Origin of the sequence: Enterobacter ludwigii, assembly GCA_023023105.1 — a bacterium.
Taxonomy (GTDB): domain Bacteria; phylum Pseudomonadota; class Gammaproteobacteria; order Enterobacterales; family Enterobacteriaceae; genus Enterobacter; species Enterobacter adelaidei.
Genome location: CP083824.1, coordinates 2,869,128 through 2,890,945 on the forward strand (window position 1 = coordinate 2,869,128; position 21,818 = coordinate 2,890,945).

Annotated in this window: 15 protein-coding genes; 11 read left to right on the top strand and 4 right to left on the bottom strand. The window is 56.0% G+C overall.

Going from position 1 to position 21,818, the window contains the following annotated elements; all coding sequences use genetic code 11:
• Window positions 1-157 precede the first annotated feature (157 nt).
• Both LCD46_13940 and dcuR read left to right on the top strand, forming a co-directional pair.
• Window positions 158-1,774 (top strand): sensor histidine kinase, encoded by a 1,617-nt coding sequence (locus LCD46_13940; protein ID UOY69191.1) that lies wholly within the window; start codon window positions 158-160, stop codon window positions 1,772-1,774.
• A complete protein-coding gene (gene dcuR / locus LCD46_13945; GenBank protein ID UOY69192.1) occupies window positions 1,771-2,490 on the top strand; it encodes a two-component system response regulator DcuR in 720 nt (239 codons plus the stop codon). The genes LCD46_13940 and dcuR overlap by 4 nt, the downstream gene beginning before the upstream one ends.
• Here dcuR and LCD46_13950 read toward each other — a convergent pair.
• On the bottom strand, window positions 2,471-3,433 hold the full coding sequence (locus LCD46_13950) for an FAD:protein FMN transferase (protein UOY69193.1): 963 nt from the start codon (window positions 3,431-3,433) through the stop codon (window positions 2,471-2,473). The genes dcuR and LCD46_13950 overlap by 20 nt on opposite strands.
• Before the next feature lie 93 nt (window positions 3,434-3,526).
• Complete coding sequence (locus LCD46_13955) at window positions 3,527-6,307, bottom strand: flavocytochrome c (protein UOY69194.1); 2,781 nt, start codon at window positions 6,305-6,307, stop codon at window positions 3,527-3,529.
• Between the two features lie 608 nt (window positions 6,308-6,915).
• Between LCD46_13955 and LCD46_13960 the strand changes: the two genes are divergently transcribed.
• The 4 genes from LCD46_13960 (at window position 6,916) to LCD46_13975 (ending at window position 12,710) form a co-directional block, all read left to right on the top strand.
• Window positions 6,916-8,424, top strand: a complete 1,509-nt coding sequence (locus tag LCD46_13960) for an anion permease (protein UOY69195.1) — start codon at window positions 6,916-6,918, stop codon at window positions 8,422-8,424.
• Between the two features lie 55 nt (window positions 8,425-8,479).
• Window positions 8,480-10,129 carry a fumarate hydratase gene (locus tag LCD46_13965; GenBank protein UOY69196.1) on the top strand — a complete coding sequence of 550 codons (1,650 nt, stop codon included), beginning with the start codon at window positions 8,480-8,482 and terminating at the stop codon, window positions 10,127-10,129.
• 482 nt (window positions 10,130-10,611) lie between these two features.
• Entirely contained in the window at window positions 10,612-11,925 is a 1,314-nt protein-coding gene (locus tag LCD46_13970; GenBank protein UOY69197.1) for an MFS transporter, read from the top strand.
• A complete protein-coding gene (locus LCD46_13975) occupies window positions 11,922-12,710 on the top strand; it encodes a substrate-binding domain-containing protein (GenBank protein ID UOY69198.1) in 789 nt (262 codons plus the stop codon). The genes LCD46_13970 and LCD46_13975 overlap by 4 nt, the downstream gene beginning before the upstream one ends.
• Here LCD46_13975 and LCD46_13980 read toward each other — a convergent pair.
• Window positions 12,685-13,584, bottom strand: coding sequence for a LysR family transcriptional regulator (locus LCD46_13980; protein UOY69199.1), 900 nt, complete (start codon window positions 13,582-13,584; stop codon window positions 12,685-12,687). The genes LCD46_13975 and LCD46_13980 overlap by 26 nt on opposite strands.
• Window positions 13,585-13,918: 334 nt before the next feature.
• Between LCD46_13980 and mtfA the strand changes: the two genes are divergently transcribed.
• Window positions 13,919-14,716, top strand: coding sequence for a DgsA anti-repressor MtfA (gene mtfA, locus LCD46_13985; protein UOY69200.1), 798 nt, complete (start codon window positions 13,919-13,921; stop codon window positions 14,714-14,716).
• Here mtfA and LCD46_13990 read toward each other — a convergent pair.
• The gene (locus tag LCD46_13990) at window positions 14,713-15,924 is read right to left on the bottom strand and encodes an MFS transporter (GenBank protein UOY69201.1); all 1,212 of its coding nucleotides are present in this window, start codon (window positions 15,922-15,924) and stop codon (window positions 14,713-14,715) included. The two genes, mtfA and LCD46_13990, sit on opposite strands and share 4 nt — an antisense overlap.
• Window positions 15,925-16,062: 138 nt before the next feature.
• Here LCD46_13990 and LCD46_13995 point away from each other — a divergent pair, with 138 nt between their 5' ends.
• The 4 genes from LCD46_13995 to LCD46_14010 are packed head-to-tail and all read left to right on the top strand — an operon-like array spanning window position 16,063 to window position 21,813.
• Window positions 16,063-17,805, top strand: coding sequence for an IucA/IucC family siderophore biosynthesis protein (locus LCD46_13995; protein UOY69202.1), 1,743 nt, complete (start codon window positions 16,063-16,065; stop codon window positions 17,803-17,805).
• A complete protein-coding gene (locus LCD46_14000; GenBank protein ID UOY69203.1) occupies window positions 17,805-18,752 on the top strand; it encodes an acetyltransferase in 948 nt (315 codons plus the stop codon). The genes LCD46_13995 and LCD46_14000 overlap by 1 nt, the downstream gene beginning before the upstream one ends.
• A 29-nt stretch (window positions 18,753-18,781) precedes the next feature.
• The gene (iucC, locus tag LCD46_14005; protein ID UOY72966.1) at window positions 18,782-20,491 is read left to right on the top strand and encodes an aerobactin synthase IucC; all 1,710 of its coding nucleotides are present in this window, start codon (window positions 18,782-18,784) and stop codon (window positions 20,489-20,491) included.
• Window positions 20,488-21,813, top strand: coding sequence for a SidA/IucD/PvdA family monooxygenase (locus LCD46_14010; GenBank protein ID UOY69204.1), 1,326 nt, complete (start codon window positions 20,488-20,490; stop codon window positions 21,811-21,813). Before iucC ends, LCD46_14010 begins: the two co-directional genes overlap by 4 nt.
• Window positions 21,814-21,818: the final 5 nt, after the last annotated feature.

Genomic DNA, 21,818 nt, shown 5'->3' on the forward strand with positions numbered 1-21,818 from the left:
TCCTTATTATGAGTACCCACACACTATAAAGTGTTTTATATGGATGACATGCGAGGAGGGTCACGAAAAGAGGAGCAAATCCACGCCTTTACATGGCTTTAAGAAAAGCGCGTCATCGGCGATAATTACCCCCTTTCTTAATCATCGCGGAGTGTTGATGAGCGATTTGCAGCCTTTCCTTCTGACGCGCAAGCGCCCCATGAAACTGAATACGCTGGTCACGTTGATGGTATGCGCGATTATTGCCTCTGTGCTGCTGGTGGTCTTTGCACTCTATTCAGTACAAATTACCCGGGCGACCCGCGATGATGTTAAAGATACCGCGCTGGGTATCGCCCGCACGCTGGCCGACAGCCCGGAGATCCAGCGAGGTCTGATGCAGCCCCCGCAGGCAGATATTATTCAACCCATCGCCAGAGCCGTCACCCAGCGCAATGACCTGCTGCTCACGGTGGTGACCGACATGCGGGGGATTCGCTACTCGCACCCGAACGAAGCGCTGATCGGCCTGCACTTTATTGGTAATGACCTCGAGCCTGCGCTGGAAGGTAAAGAGAATGTCTCCGTAAACCGTGGTGCGCTCGCCGAAGCGCTCCGCGTTTTCACCCCTGTTTATGATAGCCAGCACGATCAGATCGGTGTGGTGGTGGTCGGTATCTCCCTCAAAAAAGTGGAAGATCAGATCGCCCGTGGACGGATGAACGCCGTCTGGACCATCTTATTCAGTATCTTTATGAGTTCTATGGCGATTTGGGGTCTGGTTCGGGTACTGAAACGCATCCTGTTCGGGCTCGAACCCTACGAAATCTCCGCCTTGTTTGAACAGCGTCAGGCGATGCTGCAGTCGCTTCGTGAAGGGGTGCTGGCTGTCGATATTCATGGCCGGGTGACGATGATTAATCAAACCGCCAGAGAGATTTTACTCCTGCCTTCAGGCAAGCAGACTGAAAACGCCAGCGCGCCGCTGCTGGCCAGCCTGCGGGAAGTCTCGAAAACGGGTATTGCCCGCCAGGATCAGGAGATCAGCTGTAACGGGCGGCTGTTGCTGTGCAACATGGTGCCAGTCAAAAGCCAGGATCGGGTGATCGGCGCGATCACCACCTTCCGCGATAAAACGGAAATCAGCCAGCTGATGCAGCGGATTGATGGCATGGTCAGTTACGTTGACGCCCTGCGCACCCATACACATGAGTTTATGAACAAACTGCACGTGATCCTTGGCCTGCTGCACATGAAACGCTACGACAAGCTGGAAGAGTACATCATCCAGACCGCGCACAATTACCAGACAGATATCGGTGAGATACAGAGCAAGGTAAAATCTCCGGTGATTGCGGGGTTCCTGCTGGGTAAAATAAACCGGGCGAAAGAAGCGGGCGTCACCCTGTCGCTGGCCGATGAGTGCCAGATTCCGGATACCGCCAGTGAAGAGCAGGTTGCGGTGCTGATCACCGCGCTGGGTAACCTTATTGAAAACGCTCTCGACGCGATGGAAGGACAGCAGGAAGGCGAAATCACTCTGCTGTTGCATTATCAGAATGGCTGGCTCAGTTGTGAAGTCAGTGATGATGGCCCCGGTATTGATCCCACTCAGCTGGAGGCTATTTTTACAAAGGGATTCTCAACCAAAGGTGAAAACCGCGGTGTTGGGTTATTCCTTGCTCGCCAGCAAATCCAGAACCTGGGCGGAGACATCTCCGTCGAGTCTGAGCCTGGTGTCTTTACCCAATTTTTTGTTCACATCCCCTGGGATAGCGAGAGGAATATCGCGTGATAAATGTATTAATTGTCGATGATGATGCCATGGTAGCTGACCTCAACCGTCTGTACGTCAACCGTGTTGAAGGCTTTAGCTGCTGCGGAGTCGCCTCTACGCTCAACCAGGCCGAGGCCTTTATCAATAACCCCAACCAGCCTGTCGACCTGGTGCTGCTGGACGTTTATATGCAGCAGGATAACGGGCTGGATCTGTTGCCCGTTATTCGCGCTTCGGGCCGCCCGATTGATGTCATTATGATCTCCTCCGCTGCTGACGCCGCCACGATCCAGACCTCCATCCATTACGGCGTGATGGATTATCTGATTAAACCGTTCCAGTTCCCGCGCTTTGAAGAGGCACTAAACGGCTGGAAGGCAAAGCACAGTCTGATGGGATCGCACCAGTACTACGAGCAGGCCGACGTTGACAGACTGATCCACGGCGGAGCGCCAGAGCTGGCGGACAGCAAAAAGCTGCCGAAAGGGTTAACGCCGCAGACGCTGCGCACGATTTGTCAGTGGATTGATGCCCATCCGGAGACAGAATTCTCCACCGATGACCTGGCAGGCGCGGTCAATATCTCCCGCGTATCTTGCCGCAAATATCTGATCTGGCTGGCGCAAATCAACATTTTGTTCACCAGCATTCACTACGGTGCCACCGGGCGTCCGGTGTATCGCTACCGCCTCCAGCCGGAGCAAACAGGCCTGCTCAAGCAGTATTGTCAGTAACGCAGTAGCTGTTATCCAGCAAGGTAAACCGGAAGTGGTGCGCTGAAGAGAGCACCACTTCTTTTGTTTTGGTCACAAAGATAGCTTCAATATCGGGGCGCGCGCGCAGCGTGGCACACCCCTTCTCTACGCCCATGCCGTACATCAACGTGGTCCAGATATCTCCATCAATGGAGTTTTTAGAAATGATGGTCACGCTATCCAGTTCGTTATCCAGGGGATACCCGGTGCGCGGATCGAGAATGTGGTGGTAGCGTTTGCCGTTTTGTTCAAAGTAGCGTTCGTATGTTCCGGACGTCACGACTGACATGTTCTCGACCGTCATCGTGCCGATCAACGCATCACCGGCGAACGGTTTTTTGAGCCCCACGCTCCAGCCCCCTTCCGGCGAGCCTAATGTCTGGATATTGCCGCCGAGGTTAATCAGCCCCAGATCGGCCCCCTCTTTGTGCAGATAATCCCGTACTCTGTCGGCGATATATCCTTTGGCGATGGCCCCCAGATCGATTTCCATACCCGTGCTGGTCAGAAAAACGCTGCTGCGGGCCTCATCAAGGATGACATCCTCAGGACGGGTAATCGCCAGCAGTGACGCGATTTCATCGGCAGGCGGAACGCTGTCTCCCTGAAAACCAATTTTCCAGCGCTTCACCAGCGGGCCAATGGCCAGGTTAAAGGCGCTGTCCTTGAGCAGGCTAGCCGCTTTTGCACAGCGGATCAGTTCAAATACGGGTCGGCTGACGGTGACCGGATGCTGGCCTGCTGCATGGTTGATATCCATGACCTGCGAGTGCGCGCGGTTGACGGTGAGCAGATCTTCATACTGTTTGATCAGGCGAAACACGCGGGAAGCGAGGGCTTCGTCATGGGAGAAGAGTTTCAGGAGGATGGGTGAGCCCATCAGGACGGCGGAGTAGCTGTAAACGCGATGGCTATCGGGCATGGGATGTATCCTCAAATGTAACCCCGGCAAGCACCGCGCCGCCGGGGAATAGCCGGATGGCGCTGCGCTTATCCGGCCTGAGAAACAGGTGCCTTACCTCATTTTCGAACGCATAGCCGCCTGGTGTCCGGCCAGAGTACCAAAAATAATGATATCTGCCACTGCGTTACCACCGATACGGTTACCGCCGTGGATCCCGCCGACCACTTCACCGGCAGCAAACGCTCCTGGCAATACGTTGTGGTTGCTGTCCAGTACGCAGGTTTCGGTGTTGATGGTCACGCCGCCCATGGTGTGGTGCACGCCTGGTGCAATCTGAATGGCGTAGAACGGCCCTTCGTTGATTGGCGCACGCAACGCAGTGGTACGGCCGAAATCATCGTCGTGCTGTTTTTCAACAAAGCCGTTGTAGCGCTCAAGGGTTGCCAGGAACTGGTGGTAATCCATCCCCAGGGCCTCAGCCAGTGCTTTTGGCGAGCTGGCGCTGGTCACAAATCCTTTGGCGATATACTCATCTGCGGCTTTGTTTTTGGCACGAACATGTTCATCAAAGACGATGTAAGCGTATTTCTCTGGCAGCGCGATGATTGACGCGGAGACTTTATCGCGGGTCGACATCTCATTGAAGAAGCGATTCCCCTGCTGGTTCACCAGAATCGCCCCGCCGCCGCGGATAGATTCGGAAATCAGATACGATGTTTTCTGCTCAACGGTTGGGTGGATCTGGATTTCACCCATATCAACGGTGCCTGCACCAATACGTTCCAGCAGCGCGATACCGCCACCGGTCGCCCCTTTGTGGTTGGTGGTAACGAAACCTTCCAGGTCCGGACGGTATTTCACCACCATCTGGCTGTTGGCACTGAAACCACCGGTGGCAACAATGACACTTTTGGTTGCGACGGTAATAGTTTCATTCTCTTCGGTGGTCAGGCGCACGCCGGTTACTTCACCGTTTTCGAAGATAATATCGCTGACGGAGGTGTCCAGCATGACGTCGATGTTGCGTTTGTTGACGTTACGCACCAGACCGCTAATCAGGTAGCCACCCACCGCAGAGCCGTCTTTTGGACGGTGAGTACGGTCGATGCTCATCCCGCCGGTGGTGGTGATGTCGTTTAGCATAATGCCGCGTGTTGCCAGCCACTCAATCGCCTGCGGCGCGTTCTCAACAAAGCGGCGCAGCAGTTCCGGGTTGTTCTTGTTACCGCCGCCTTTCAGGCTTTCCTGATAGAACAGCTCTTTGCTGTCCTGAATCCCTTTCACCCGCTGGAAGCGCGTCTCTGCGGCGTTCATCCCGGCTGACGCTTTGATAGTATTACCGCCGATGGTTGGCATCTTCTCAACAATCAGCACGCTTGCGCCTTCGTCGTGTGCCTGAATGGCTGCGGCCAGACCGGCACCACCGCTACCGACCACCACCACGTCCACGCTGCGGGTTTCATTCGGGTCGGCGCCCTCTTCTGCGGCCAGCGCTTTGCTGGATTTCAGCATTGCTTTCGAGACCGCTTTTTTCACCGCCTCACTCTGGCTGGTTGCGCCAGTGATGGCATCCACATGCGGGGTGTTGGCATCCAGAATGCGGGTACGGATCTCTTCAAAGCTGGTCACAAACTCAACGTCTTCGCTCGGACCCGATGCAAGTTCGATATCCGCAATGCGGTCGGTCTCCAGGCTGACGTTAATCACCAGCTCGTTAGCATCGTCCTGTACTTTCTCAACAAAGGTGCCCGGTTTGAATTTGGATTCACCCATGCTCATGTCGCGGATCATCGCTTCCACCAGTGAGAAGCGCCACAGCGGTTCAGGGATGTTCAGCTCTTCACGTTTGGTGCTGTCCATAAACAGCTCAAGGTTTTCACCGGCCGCGATGCGGTCAGTCCAGTCCGGGTAAGCAATAGTGGCGCGGCCAACGGCAATCAGGTCGTAACCGTGGTCCAGCGCTTCATTCACGTCTGACGCATTCACCACGCCGCCCACGCCCATGACTGGAACCTGTGCCAGCGTTTCTGAACGCATGGCGCAGTATTTTTCAATAAGCGGCGTCGGGTCCTGGGTATCGACGATGGAAGGTCGCAGGGTAGCGCCGACGGAGAAGTGCAGATAATCCACGCCGCGCGCCGCCAGTTTCTCCAGCAGGTACATGGTGTCTTCAAAGCGGATGCCCGGCACTTCCAGCTCTTCAGGGGAGAAGCGATAGCCAATAATAAACGCGTCGTCCGCGTACTGGCGCACCATTTTGTGAGTAATTTCCAGCACCGCCAGCGGGAATTTCGCACGGTTATCACGGCTGCCGCCCCATTCGTCCGTGCGCTGGTTTGAGTTCGGGGAGTAGAACTGCTGGATCAGATAGGTATTGGCCCCGTGGATCTCGACACCGTCAAAACCAGCCTGAATCGCGCGGCGCACGGCATCGCCAAACTTACCGATCATGCCTTCGACTTCGGCAGTGGTCAGCGCAACCGGCGTCGCGGCACCGTCACGTGGAGCGGCAACTGCGCTTGGCCCTACCGGCGTACGGCCACCGATCAGTTTCGGGTCAACCATACGGCCGCCGTGGTAGATCTGCAGCAGGGCTTTAGAACCCTTAGATTTAATTGCCTCAGCGATTTTCGCCAGCCCGGCGATTTTCTCGTCATTATCAATACCGATCGCACCCGGGAAGGCAAGACCGAGATCGTCGACAAAGCAACACTCAACAATAATGGTGCCAATGCTGCCGGAACGGGCCCGATAGTACTCCACCAGCTCGCTGGTCACCGTACCGTCATAGTAGCCGGTACAGGTTGTCATTGGGGCCATTAACAAACGGTTTTTCAGTTCGGTACCATTCGGTAATGTGAAGGAACTCAGAATGCGTTCGTTAGTGCTCATAATAGAAAACTCCAAACTTTTAAAAATTAAGAATTCGTTATCGGATTGATTTTTTATTTCGTCGTTCTTTGCCGATGTCATGATATTAATATAATGATTTTTTTAGTTTCTAAAGTTATTACGTTAGTTAAAAAACTATTTAATCCCTGCAATAACACAAATAACACATTGGTGTTAGCGAATGTAATTCAGTCATTCACAATAATTTAAAATACGTTAAATAAAAATTGGTAAAACCAATTTCCACACAAATAACAAAACAATTAAAAACAACAAGATACAAAACAAAGAAAACATAAATGTTACGAAAATGATAAAACAAACCAATAAAACACGTAATACCCACATACGTCTGAGTGGTTATTAATAAAAGAATAAAAATAACACTGCCATTCTGTTTTTTTGATCGTGATCAATAGTTATGGCATCCAAAAGCGCAATATAAAAACATCATCATTTTTTAATTTAGCGCAATCAAAAATGCGTTAAATCGCTATTACTGAAAATACAAAAGCGCACCTTTAATAACTAAAAAAAGCAAAGAAACTTAAGAAAGCCATTTTGTTTTTCAGTACGACCGAATTTTTGACAACTTAAGACGTGAAACTATGAATACAAAAACTGCTGTAACGCCCCCTGTGGCGAACCAGGCATCAAATGGAAACGCAAAACGTCTGCTGATGATGGCACTGCCCGTCATCGTCGCCGTACTGCTGCTGTTTGTTCCGGTACCAGAAGGGCTGCCTCCTTACGCATGGCACTACTTCGCCATCTTTGTCGGTGTGATCGTTGGTTTGATCTTCGAACCGCTGCCGGGCGCGGTGATTGGCCTGACGGGCGTGGTGGCCATTGCGCTCTGTAGCCAGTGGGTACTGTTCAGCCCCGAACAGCTGGCCGACCCGAAATTCAAGCTGGCCGGTGCCTCTTTTAAATGGGCCGTGAGCGGTTTTGGTAACTCAACCGTTTGGCTGATTTTCGGCGCTTTTATGTTCGCCGCTGGTTATGATAAAACCCGCTTCGGACGCCGTCTGGCGCTGATTCTGGTGAAGTATCTTGGCCGTCGCAGCCTGACGCTCGGTTACGCCATTACCTTCGCAGATTTGCTGCTGGCACCGTTCACGCCGTCCAACACCGCGCGTAGCGGCGGGACCATCTACCCGATTATCGCTAACCTTCCGCCGCTGTATGGTTCAAAACCAAACGATCCCAGCGCGCGTAAAATTGGTTCGTATCTGATGTGGGTGGCGATCACTGCAGCCTGTATTACTAGCTCAATGTTCCTCTCCGCACTCGCGCCGAACCTGCTGGCGCTGGCGCTGGTGAAAAGTACGGTTGGGATTGATATCTCCTGGGGTACCTGGTTCCTCGCCTTCCTGCCGCTGGGCATCCTGCTGATCCTGACCATGCCGCTGCTGGCCTACTGGTTCTACCCGCCAGAAGTCAAAGTGAACAACGAAGTGCCGCTGTGGGCGACCCGTGAGCTGGAAAAACTGGGCAAACTGTCCCGCAACGAAATCCTGCTGCTGGTATTCGTCTGCTGTGCACTGCTGATGTGGATTTTCGCTGCCGCATGGATCGAACCTGCCATGGCTGCCCTGCTCATCGTCGGCCTGATGCTGTGGACCGGCGTGCTGGAGTGGAACGATATCACCGGCAACAAAGCCGCGTGGAACACCTTCGTCTGGTTCGCCACCCTGGTTGCGCTGGCGGATGGCCTCTCGTCTACCGGCTTTATCAGCTGGCTGGGTAAAGAAGGTGGTCTGTTAATGAGCGGTATCTCACCGGGAGTTGCGACCATCGTTCTGCTGCTGGCGTTCTACCTGCTGCACTACCTGTTTGCCAGCACCACCGCGCATACCACCGCGCTGCTGCCAGCGATGCTGACCATCGCCTCCACCATTCCTGGTATGAATATGGAAGTGTTTGTTCTGCTGATGGTGACCTCGCTGGGCGTGATGGGGATCATCACCCCGTACGGTACCGGCCCAAGCCCGATTTACTATGGTAGTGGCTACCTGCCAACCAAAGACTACTGGCGCCTCGGCACCATCTTCGGTGCCATTTTCCTGGCGGCCCTGCTGCTGATTGGTTATCCGTGGATGTCCATGATGTTCTGATTCCTGACCGCCGGGCTCATCCTCCGGCGGTTTTATTTTTGTGGAGCAATACGCTATGTCAAACAAACCGTTTATCTACCAGAACCCCTTCCCTCTCGCGCATGACGACACCGAATACTATCTGCTGACTAAAGAGCACGTCTCCGTTGCCGAGTTCGAGGGTCAGGAGATCCTGAAAGTCGAGCCAGAGGCGCTGACGCTGCTGGCACAGCAGGCTTTCCACGATGCTGCGTTTATGCTGCGTCCTTCTCATCAGAAGCAGGTTGCCGCCATTCTTAACGATCCTGAAGCCAGCCAGAACGACAAGTACGTTGCCCTGCAGTTCCTGCGCAACTCCGAGATTGCCGCCAAAGGCGTGCTGCCAACCTGCCAGGACACCGGAACGGCGATCGTCATGGGGAAAAAAGGCCAGCGCGTCTGGACCGGTGGCGGCGACGAAGCAGCCCTGAGCCAGGGGGTGTATAACACCTACATCGAAGACAACCTGCGCTACTCCCAGAATGCCGCGCTGGATATGTATAAAGAGGTGAATACCGGCACCAACCTACCCGCGCAGATTGATCTCTACAGCGTGGACGGGGACGAATACAAATTCCTGTGCATGGCAAAAGGTGGCGGTTCAGCCAACAAAACCTATCTCTACCAGGAAACCAAAGCGCTGATTACCCCGGCGAAACTGAAAAATTATTTGGTTGAGAAGATGCGTACTCTGGGCACTGCAGCCTGCCCGCCTTACCATATCGCGTTTGTGATTGGCGGTACCTCTGCGGAAAGTACCCTGAAAACCGTGAAACTGGCGTCCACCCGCTATTACGACGCACTGCCAACGGAAGGTAACGAACACGGCCAGGCGTTCCGTGATGTTCAGCTCGGACAGGAACTGCTCCAGGAAGCGCAGAACCTGGGTCTCGGCGCACAGTTTGGCGGTAAATACTTCGCCCACGATATCCGCGTGATCCGCCTGCCACGCCACGGCGCGTCCTGCCCAATCGGCATGGGTGTTTCCTGCTCCGCAGACCGTAATATCAAAGCGAAAATCAACCGCGACGGGATCTGGATTGAAAAACTGGAACACAACCCGGGTCAGTATATTCCTGAATCTCTGCGCCAGCAGGGCGAAGGCGACGTGGTCAGCATCAACCTCAACAAGCCGATGAATGAGATCCTGGCGCAGCTCTCAGCGCACCCGGTCTCTACCCGTCTGTCGCTGAACGGTACTATCATCGTCGCGCGCGATATCGCCCACGCGAAGCTGAAAGAGTTGCTCGACAATGGCGAAGAACTGCCGCAGTACGTGAAAGACCATCCAATCTACTATGCGGGCCCTGCTAAAACGCCGGAAGGCTATGCGTCTGGTTCACTCGGCCCGACCACCGCGGGACGTATGGACTCATATGTGGACTTACTGCAATCCCACGGTGCGAGCATGATCATGCTCGCAAAAGGCAACCGCAGCCAGCAGGTAACGGATGCCTGCCATAAGCACGGCGGCTTCTACCTGGGCAGCATCGGCGGCCCGGCTGCGGTGTTGGCGCAAAACAGTATTAAGAGTCTGGAATGCGTGGCGTATCCTGAACTGGGTATGGAAGCCATCTGGAAAATCGAAGTCGAGAACTTCCCGGCGTTTATCCTGGTGGATGACAAAGGCAACGATTTCTTCCAGCAGATCCAGAACCAACAGTGCAAAGGGTGTTCACAGCGCTGAGCGCTTCCCGGCTTCCAGATGGTGACCATCGTCTGACTAATCCCCCGGCTGCCCACTTCGGTGCGCAGCCTTTTTACGTTCTGCCACTGCACGGCATGAAAATGGGTTGGTAAGAATCCCTGGCCGCAGGCGGAGCCGTCCTTTAGCGCCCAGCCGCTGGAGGCCTCTCTGATGTTTAGCGCCATTGCCCGGGCGCTGCGCTAAATTGCCCCCGCCGGGTAATGAGCGGTTACCCGGCACTTTCTGAAGCGCCCCTCTGCGCCACATCACAAAATCGCAATATCAGAGACTTACAGAATATTGGGGAATAAAAAGCCAACAACTTGTTAAGTTATTGTTGCCATTAATTGTATTTACACAGTGAATGGTATTCATGCAAAAAATGCATCAGCCGATGCGGCATTTGCGCTTATCTATTTCCTCGTCCTGATCCAGTTTTCAGAAACAGACGCGTAAAACGTCAACAATAACTGGAGATAACTATGTTTTCCTCAACCTCACCTGCAACCGTACGGTCTAAGGCGGGCGCGATACTTCGCGTGACGTCCGGCAATTTTCTTGAACAGTTCGATTTCTTTCTTTTCGGCTTCTATGCCACCTACATCGCCCACACGTTCTTCCCGGCGAGCAGTGAATTTGCATCGCTGATGATGACCTTTGCCGTCTTCGGCGCGGGCTTTTTGATGCGGCCCATCGGGGCCATTGTGCTTGGTGCGTATATCGACAAGGTGGGCCGCAGAAAGGGGCTGATCGTCACGCTTTCCATCATGGCGGCGGGGACGTTCCTGATTGTGCTTATCCCCTCTTATCAAAGCATTGGTCTGTGGGCACCGCTGCTGGTGCTGACGGGCCGTCTGCTGCAGGGCTTTTCCGCCGGTGCAGAGCTTGGAGGCGTCTCGGTCTATCTGGCTGAAATCGCCACACCGGGCCGCAAAGGGTTTTACACCAGCTGGCAGTCCGGCAGCCAGCAGGTCGCCATTATGGTCGCCGCGGCGATGGGTTTTGCCCTGAATGCCCTGATGGAGGAGAGCGCCATTCGCGAATGGGGCTGGCGCATCCCGTTCCTGTTCGGCTGTTTAATCGTGCCGTTTATCTTCTTCCTGCGCCGCAAGCTGGAGGAGACGGAAGAGTTCAGCGCGCGCCGCCATCATCTGGAGATGCGTCAGGTCTTTATAACGCTGCTTGGCAACTGGCAGGTGGTGGTCGCAGGCATGCTGATGGTGGCGATGACCACCACCGCGTTCTATCTGATCACCGTCTACGCCCCCACCTTTGGCAAAAAGGTGCTGATGCTCAGCGCCTCGGACAGCCTGCTGGTCACGCTGCTGGTGGCTATCTCTAACTTCGTCTGGCTGCCGGTGGGCGGCGCGCTGTCGGATCGCTTTGGCCGCAAGCCGGTGCTGATTGCCATGACGCTGCTGGCGCTGGCGACCAGCTATCCGGCCCTGACGCTGCTGGCGAGCGCCCCCAGTTTCTCCATGATGCTGAGCGTACTGCTGTGGCTCTCCTTCCTCTACGGCCTTTATAACGGCGCGATGATCCCGGCCCTGACGGAGATTATGCCTGCCGAAGTGCGCGTGGCGGGCTTCTCTCTGGCTTACAGCCTGGCAACGGCGGTCTTTGGCGGCTTTACCCCGGTAATGTCCACCGCGCTGATTGAATACACCGGTGACAAAGCCTCGCCTGGCTACTGGATGAGTTTCGCTGCCGTGTGTGCCCTGCTGGCCACGCTCTACCTCTACCGCCGCCGTGCGGTATCGCTGCAAAACACCGTCAAGTCACAGGAGGCTGTATGAAACGCACTTATCGCTATACCGCCAGCGCGCTGGTGCTGACGTTCATGAGCGCCAATGCCTGTGCTCAGGACGTGACGGTCATGATCTCAGGCGGCTTCAAAGCCGCCCTGGAAAAGCTGGCCCCGGAATATGAACACCAGACCGGGGATAAAATCGTGATCATCCCCGGCCCCTCAATGGGCACGACGCCGCAGGCGATCCCAAACCGCCTGGCGCGCGGCGAGAAAGCCGACGTGGTGATTATGGTGGGCGATGCGCTGGAGAAGCTCGAAAAAGCCAGCCAGACCCAGCCGGGTTCGCGAACTGAACTCGCGGACTCTCCCGTTGGCATGGTGGTGAAAAAAGGTGCGGATGTTCCTGATATCAGCAGCGAGGCGACCCTGCGTAACGCGCTGCTGCAGGCCAGCTCCATTGCCTACTCTGACAGCGCCAGCGGCAGGTATGTCAGCCAGGCGTTGTTCAAAAAGCTGGGGATTGAAAAGGAAGTGGCGGGCAAAGCGACAATGGTCGAGCGTATCCCGGTCGCCTCAGAAGTGGCGAAAGGAAAATACGCCGTGGGCTTCCAGCAGGTCAGCGAGCTGCTGCCGGTTCAGGGCGTTACCTTTATCGGGAAAATCCCTGATAGTCTGCAGTACATCACGCGCTTCGCGGGTGCGGTCACCCGCCATGCCGAACATCCCGCGGAGGGGAAAGCGCTGCTGACCTATCTCGCCTCACCGCCCTCAAGGGCCGTCATCAAGGAGACGGGGATGATCCCCGTTACGTCCGGCGATACTGCTCGGTGATCTGCTTTTCCAGTTCAGCCGCTATGTAAGACTGGATGCGCCCCCGGCGCCGGATAAGCCCCACGGTGCGTTTCACTTCCGGCGCCACCAGCGGCAGATGGGTCAGCAGCGTATGCTCTGACGTCGGCATCGACATGGCGGGAACGGCAGCAATGCCAATCCCCGCCTCTACCATACCAAGCATCGTGGTGACGTGACGGGTTTCACAGACGCTGGGGCGCTCGGGAACAATATCTCCCAGCATCCGATCGAGCAGGTTACGGTTACCTGACGTTTTATCGAGAGAGATATAATCCTGCTGATAAAACGCCTGCCACGTCAGGTGACTTTTTTGTGCCAGCGGGTGATCCTTTCTGCACGCCGCGACATAAACATCCTCCACCAGCGGAAAAAATTCGATGTCAGGCGGCAAGTTTCCTGCGAAGCAGATACCAAAATCCGCCTGGCTTCGGGCCACGGCGTCAATCACATTTCCTGCACTGCTATCGATGAGCTTAATGCGAACGCGGGAATAGCGAGACTGAAAACGACGAATCACGTCAGGCATAAAATAACAGGCCGCTGAGGGTACCGTGGCGACCGTGATAAGCCCTGTCCGTTCTTCACTGACTTTATCAACATCAGCCAGCATTGACTCTACGCTGTCGAGCAGCTGAGCGGATCGTTCAGCAAAGTTTTGCCCGTATAGGGTTAAGGCCACGCGGCGGGTGGTACGATCGAACAGCCGGTTTCCCAGCGCGGCTTCCAGCTTTTCAATCCTGCGGCTCAGCGCCGACTGGGATAAGCAGATAGATTCAGCAGCGACACGGAAGTTACCGTATTCCACTAACGCTCTGAAAGCATAGAGATCGTTAAGGTCAAAATTCACGGGCATGGCGTCTGGATGTCCTGTCAGGGAATACGCAACAAAGTCAAAAATAATAGCGTCTTATTGACCTACCGCAACCGGTGAGGTGTTGAAATTCAGATTAGCGTTCGTTGTAGTCAAGGTAACGATGGTTTCTCTTTGTCGGTGAATTCACTGAGACTACAGACAAGGCCACGACAGACTTCACAAAATGAAGGTGATGCCCGCAAACCGCTACCCACCGCTACGTACGAATGATAGTTTATTCAGGCTGGAATTGTCGCAGCGAGCGATTTTCTGGCATCTTAACCGAACCTGACTTTCCCATTTTTGTTCAAGTGACGAGTTTGCGAGCAAAGCGATGATAAAGTGGCCCTGGAAAACGAATGAGGCTGGCCGGGATGTGGCGCTGCCATGGGATGACGCGCTGACGATCCCTGTTCTGGCTAATCTAAACCCGGATGAACAATCGAAACTGGTTCAGCTAGCGGATCGTTTTTTGCAGCAAAAACGCCTGGTCCCGCTGCAGGGATTCGAACTAGACCCGCTGAAAAACGCGCGTATCGCCCTGTTGTTTTGCCTGCCGGTTCTTGAACTGGGTATCGAGTGGCTGGACGGTTTCCACGAAGTGCTTATCTATCCCGCGCCGTTTGTTGTCGATGACGAATGGCAGGACGATATCGGGCTGGTGCACAACCAGCGCGTGGTACAGTCCGGACAAAGCTGGCAGCAAGGACCGATTATCCTCAACTGGCTCGATATTCAGGACTCGTTCGATGCGTCAGGTTTTAATCTGATTATTCACGAGGTGGCGCATAAGCTCGATACCCGCAATGGCGATCGCGCCAGCGGCGTGCCATTGATTCCGCTTCGTGAGGTTGCGGGATGGGAGCACGACCTGCATGCCGCGATGGATAATATCCAGGATGAAATAGACCTGGTGGGGGAAAGCGCAGCCAGCATTGACGCCTATGCGGCGACCGATCCCGCAGAGTGCTTTGCGGTACTCTCTGAATACTTCTTCAGCGCACCAGAACTCTTCGCCCCCCGATTCCCGGCACTGTGGCAGCGATTCTGCCAGTTTTACCAGCAAGATCCCCTGCAGCGTTTACGGCAGAATGAGGATGCTGGCGGCCATTCTCCCCGCCAGGTCCATTAATTTTTTTCAGCAAGGGGACGCTCAGTTGATCGCACCCCTATGCTGAGCACTAAAAACATCAATGCCATGCCTAATGCAGCCATCGTTAAAAACTGTTCACCGTAAAAACGTGTCACTACAGGTACCAGCAGCGCGCTAACACCGTAGCCTAATGTGTGGCTGGTGGCGATCGCTCCCGCCCCTTTGCCCGTGGTTAGCCGATCGTTAAGCAGTAGCTGATATCCCGGTGTTGCCATGGCTGCCCCGAGCGACGTAATGACAATCCCCACGTAGAAAAGAGCCAGACCCGCCACAGACATCAACCCAAGCCCCACTACCATCAATACCGCGGCCATGCAGAGCAGTGTCACCGGGCTGAAATATTGCGGGCGGACCACCAGAAACTGCGCCGCGAGCGTGGCCAGCGCGGCCAGGCTCAGCAGGAGAGCAACATGATGGCTGATGTCCCGGGCGTTACCCTCCAGCAGCGGGCTAAGATGCGGTGACAGGCCAAGCTGCATTAAACTCACCAGGGCCGCCAGCAGCAGCGCCAATAACAGGAACGGCAGCATTGAAGCCCGCAAACGTGTCGACTGATGCGCCACTGGCGGTAACGGTGGGTCCGCCACTTCGCGAAGCACTAGCAGCAAAGCGATGAAAGGCGCAATCGCCATCAGCCAGAGCGGTGCTACCGGATTGACGCTGAGCATCAGCGCCGCCAGCGGTGGCCCAAGCAAACGACCACAACTCAGGCCGGAGCTAATTGTCGCCAGTGCGGTCATTCTTTTTTCCAGCCCCGCGCGCTGGATAGCCCACGTCTGAGCAGCAGGCACCAGACCTGAGACCGTCAGACCATAGAGCGTGCGCGAGAGAACCAACCCCGTCAGGCCCCAGACCTTATCCAGCATCCCGGCCGCCATCGCCCAGACCACCAGCGACATCACCCCGAAACTGACCAGATAGCCACTCAGCGAGGCCAGCATCACGACCTTACAGCCATGTCGCTCGCTCTGGCGTCCCCACCAGGGCGATGCGGGTAAAAAGAGCATGGATCCGAACATCAACAGCCCGGCCCAGACCGAAAGCGAAAGCCCTGTCTGGGTGACCAATTGCGGAAGCATGACCAGCAAACCGTTTTGCCCAATCCCTAATAAACCTGCACATAACGCCAGGGGCCAGTTGGCTTTTGGGGTGACGTTTTCCGTCAACGTTTCAGAGTCAGTGCGCATGAGAATGTGAACATAGTGTCAATAAATGTGTGGAAATCATGAAGTTTATGAAAACAAATATTGCAAAAATGGTTGCGACTGTAAACAGAATGAATATCATAACGAGAATTATTATCAATCATGGAATGAGGTTCATCTATGCGTACTCTGCCCCGCTCCGCCGGTACAGACGTTGCGGCCCAGTGTTTTTTAAACGCCCTGTTGCGTGAAACGAAGGACTGGCACTATCACTCCGCAACCTCTGCGGATGAGTTATCGCACATACATATTCCGCTTTCTCCAGCCCAGGCTCTTCGGGTTCCGGTACGGTATTTTTCCCCGACCCAGCATCATCAGTACTGTTTCCCGGCAACGCTTATCCAAAGTGACAATGACAGTAGTGACGCCGTCACATTCCACCAACTGATTGATTTAATTCTTGAAAAACCGTCAATAAAAGGTTCACTGGATGCCGATACGCTGGCGCGTTTTAAGCAACGCGCCCTTGAAAGCCATGCGCACACCTGGCAGGCGATTGATTTGCGCCACAGCTGGCCAACCCTGCGCGATAAGCCACTAAACTTTGCCGAAGCGGAACAGGCGCTGCTGGTCGGCCATGCATTCCACCCTGCGCCAAAGTCGCACGAGCCGTTTAACGAAACCGAGGCGCGTCGCTATTTACCCGATTTCGCTTCTCGCTTCCCGCTGCGCTGGTTCGCCGTTGAGAACACGCTTATTGCCGGTGACAGCCTGAATGTTTCCCTGCGCGAACGTTTACTGCGCTTTGCAGCCCAGAGCGCCCCTGAACTTCTCGGCCACTTCACCGACACCCGCTGGCTGCTGCCTATGCATCCGTGGCAGGCGGAGTACCTGCTCGGCCAGGAGTGGTGCCAGCGGCTGGTGACCAACGGTTCACTGCAGGACCTGGGTGAAGCGGGCGCACAGTGGCTGCCAACCAGCTCTTCACGCTCGCTGTACAGCGAAACCAACAGCGACATGATTAAGTTTTCCCTCAGCGTGCGCCTGACCAACTCCGTGCGCACGCTGTCGGTGAAAGAAGTTAAGCGCGGGATGCGTCTGGCTCGTCTGGCTAAAACCGAACGCTGGCAAGATCTACAGGCGCGCTACCCGACCATGCGCGTGATGCAGGAAGATGGCTGGGCGGGGCTGCGCGACGAAAACGGCGTGATTCAGGAAGAGAGCCTGATGGCCCTGCGCGTCAATCTGCTGTTTGATACTCCGGATACGCAAACCAATGTGCTGGTGAGCCTGACGCAGGCCGCCCCAGACGGCGGCGACAGCCTGCTTGCCGCTGCGGTGCGTCGTCTGAGTGAGCGCCTGGATTTACCGCTCGCCCGGGCCGCGCGCTGCTGGCTGGACGCCTATTGCGACCGCGTATTACTTCCGCTGTTCAGTGCCGAAGCCGATTACGGTCTGGTCCTGTTGGCACACCAGCAAAACATTCTCGTTGAGATGCAGCAGGATTTCCCCGTCGGGCTTATCTACCGCGACTGCCAGGGCAGCGCCTGGACCGAAGGAGCCGACGCATGGCTGAAAGAGGCGGGCGAAACTGATGTGGAAAACCGCTTCGGTGAGAGCCAGCTGCTGCGCTACTTCCCTTACTACCTGTTGTTGAACTCTACCCTTGCCGTCACCGCAGCCCTCGCCGCCGCTGGTTTCGACAGCGAAGAAAACCTGATGACACGCGTGCGTGACGCGCTGGCCGACCTGCGCGCTACGGCGAAGCAGACCCGCTGTCTCGACTACGTGCTCGACAGCCCGACCTGGAACTGCAAAGGCAACTTTTTCTGCTATTTGCACGATCGCAACGAAAACACGATTGCAGACCCGGCAGTGATCTATTTCGACTTTAGCAACCCGTTTTACAAGGAGAAGGTGTGATGGCTAACGCGAACATCGTTCATTCCGGCTACGGCTTTCGTTGCACCGCAACTGACACGCCCCTGCCGCTGACGTTGGGTCTCGACGGTAGCGCGGTGCTGGAGCGCCTGCGCGATATCCCGGACGGCTGGCTGGCTGAAGCGCTGGATCAGCTGTTTGTCGCCGCGCCTGCCCTCAGCGGGATCACCCTCCCCTGGGCTACCTGGAAGGATGAACCGCAGGCACAGGCACTGTTTAACCACGCGTGTGGCGATTATCTGGCGCGCGAAACTTTCTGGCAGCTGCCGCTGTGGCTGAAAGGTGAACGCCCCCTGGCCAGCGGCGGTATGCAGTTTGATGAGAGCCGTCAGCTGTACTTCCCGCTGCGTCCTCACCGCCCGCAGGGCGAGGTATACCGCCGTTATGACCCACAAATCAAGCGCACCCTCAGCTTCCGCGTGGCCGACGTGGCGCTGGACGGCGAACGCTTCACCCACTGGATGAATAACCCGCGCGTCAATGCCTTCTGGGAGATGGCCGGACCGCAGGCCGAGCAGGAAAACTACCTGCGTCGTCAGCTCGACTCGACCTATTGCTACCCGGTTATCGGCTGTTTCGACGACCAGCCGTTCGGCTATTTTGAACTCTACTGGGCTCCAGAAGACCGTATTGGTCGCCACTACCGCTGGCAGCCATTTGACCGTGGGCTGCACATGCTGGTGGGCGAAGAGAACTGGCGTGGTGCGCAATACATCCGTAGCTGGCTGCGCGGCCTTAGCCACTATCTGTATCTCGATGAACCGCGCACCACGCGCATTGTCGCCGAGCCGCGCTTCGACAACCAGCGCCTGTTCCGCCATCTGGCGTCTGCCGGTTTTGATACCGTGAAAGAGTTCGACTTCCCGCATAAACGTTCGCGCCTCATCATGAGCCAGCGTCATCGCTTCTTCAGCGAGGTGGGACTGTGAACGCACTGTGGCAAAAAGTGAACCACGAGATGGTGGCGAAGATCCTCGCCGAGCTGGAATACGAACGCACCCTGCGCGCTCATTCTCTGGCCGCCGACAGGTGGCAAATCACCATGGGGGCGGAGAGCTGGCAGTTTCATGCCACGCGCGGGATCTGGGGCTGGCTGCATATCGATCCAAATAGCCTGACCACCGCCAGCGGTGCCGCCGTGGAAGCGGAAAGCGCGCTGCTACAGCTGGCGACGGTGCTGGAGATGAGCGATGCGCAAACGGCGGAGCATCTGGAAGATCTCTACGCGACGTTGCGGGGCGATATTCAGCTTTTACAGGCGCGTGAAACGCTGGATGCCGACGCGCTCATTCATCTCGACCCGGATGAATTGCAGTGCCTGATGAGCGGTCATCCTAAGTTTATTTTTAACAAAGGACGCCGCGGATGGGGTCTGGATGCACTGCGCCAGTACGCCCCGGAATACCGCGGGCGTTTTCGCCTGCACTGGGTTGCCGTTCAACGTGAGCATCTGGTCTGGAGCAGCGACGCCGATTGCGATATCAACACCCTGCTGGCCAGCACCATGGACAATGCCGAGCGCGCGCGGTTTGACGCGCGCTGGCAGAAGCTGGGTCTGGACGACAACTGGCTACCTGTGCCACTGCATCCGTGGCAGTGGCAGCAAAAAATTGCCATTCATTTCCTGGCGCAGCTCGCGCGTGGTGAGATGGTGGAACTGGGGGAATTTGGCGATGAGTATCTGGCGCAACAATCTCTGCGCACGCTGACCAACGCCAGCCGTCGCGCGCGGTATGACATCAAGCTGCCGCTGACCATCTACAACACCTCCTGCTATCGCGGCATTCCGGGCAAGTACATTGCCGCCGGGCCGCTGGCTTCGCGCTGGCTGCAGCAGCAGTTCGCCACCGACGCCACGCTTACCCGCTCAGGCGCGCAGGTGCTTGGCGAACCCGCAGCCGGGTATCTGTCGCATCCGGGTTATGCCGCCTTGCCGAAAGCGCCCTATCGCTATCAGGAAATGCTGGGCGTGATCTGGCGCGAAAATCCGTCGTGTTATCTGCAGGACGGTGAACAGGCGGTGCTGATGGCGGCGCTGATGGAAACCGACAACGCAGGGCGCCCGCTGATCGACGCGTGGATTAAACGCTCGGGCTTAAGCGCCGAAGCGTGGCTGGAAAAACTGTTTGAGGCAACGGTGATCCCGTTTTATCACCTGCTCTGCCGCTACGGCGTGGCGCTGATCGCCCACGGCCAGAACGTGACGCTGGTGATGAAAGACTCTATTCCGCAGCGCATCCTGCTGAAAGATTTCCAGGGCGACATGCGTCTGGTGGATGAAGACTTCCCGCAGGCGGAAAGCCTGCCGGAACAGGTGAAAGCCGTGACGGCACGCCTGAGCGCGGATTACATCATCCATGACCTTCAAACCGGCAACTTTGTCACGGTGCTGCGCTTTATCTCGCGTCTCACCCAGCAAAGCGGCATCAGCGAAACGCGTTTCTATCAGATCCTGGCCGGAGAGCTGCGCCAGTATATGGCGGCTCACCCGGATCTTGCTGAGCGGTTCGCGAAATTCGACCTGTTCAAACCGCAAATTATTCGCGTGATCCTCAACCCGGTCAAACTGACCTTCTCCGAACACGACGGCGGCAGCCGCATGCTGCCGAACTATGTCACCGACCTTGATAACCCTCTTTTTCTGGCCTCCCGGGAGTCAGCACAATGAAAACCTATGATTTCATCGGCATTGGTATTGGCCCGTTTAACCTCAGCATCGCCGCGCTGGCGGAAGGGCTGGACGGTTTTAGCTCGCTGTTCCTTGAGCGCAAGCCGCATTTTTCCTGGCACCCTGGCATGATGGTGCCGGACTGCCATATGCAAACCAGCTTCCTCAAGGATCTGGTCAGTGCCGTCGAGCCTACCAACCGACATAGTTTTCTCAACTACCTGGTACAGCGTAAAAAGTTCTACCGCTTTCTGACCACCGAGCAGCGCACCGTTTCTCGTGAGGAATTTGCCGATTACCTGTGCTGGGCGGCGGAAAACCTCACCAACCTGTCATTCAGCCAGCAGGTACAGCAGGTGAGTTTTGATGAGAAAAACGGCCTGTTTGAGGTGGTCACTCAGCGTGACCGCTTCCTGGCACGCCATGTCTGCGTGGGGATTGGCAAACAGATCAATCTTCCTGACTGCGTCACAACTCAGGACGATACCTGCTTCCACGCCAGCGAGATGATGCTGCGCACGCCGGATCTCGCGGGCAAGCGCGTCACTGTTGTCGGTGGCGGCCAGAGCGGTGCCGACCTGTTTTTGAATATTTTCCGTGGCGAGTGGGGCCAACCGTTGAGCCTGAACTGGGTATCGCGACGTAATAACTACAACGCCCTGGATGAAGCCGCTTTTGCCAACGAGTACTTCACGCCGGAGTACGTGGACAGCTTCTCCACGCTCGGTGAAGAGGCGCGTCGCCAGATGCTGCACGAGCAGAAGATGACCTCCGACGGTATCACCACCGAGTCTCTGCTGGCGATTTATCGCGCCATGTACCACCGCTTCGAAGTGCTGCGTGAAAAACCCTGGGCGCACCTTTTGCCGTCCCGCTCGGTGACCGAGCTTACGAGGCTGCAAAGCGGGCAGCGCCTGGCAATACAGCATCATCTCGACGGCGGACGCGAACAGCTGGAGACCGATGTGGTGATCTTCGCCACCGGTTACCGCAGCGTACAGCCTGCTTTTCTCGCCCCACTGTCTCACCGCCTCCATCTGGATACGGACGAAGCCTTCTGCATTAACAACGATTTCACCCTCGAATGGGACGGCCCGCAGAGCAACCGCCTGTTTGCCGTGAATGCCGGGATGCACCGTCTCGGTATTGCTGAACCCCAGCTCAGCCTGATGGCCTGGCGTGCCGCACGAATTTTGAATCGCGCACATGCTGACGAGCCGTTTGAGTTGGCTACCTCCCCTAGCGTGATCCACTGGCGTACCACCACCAGCCCGGAAAGCAGCCAGGTTTTTAAATCGTTATCAAAAACGACTGAGTACTGACACAC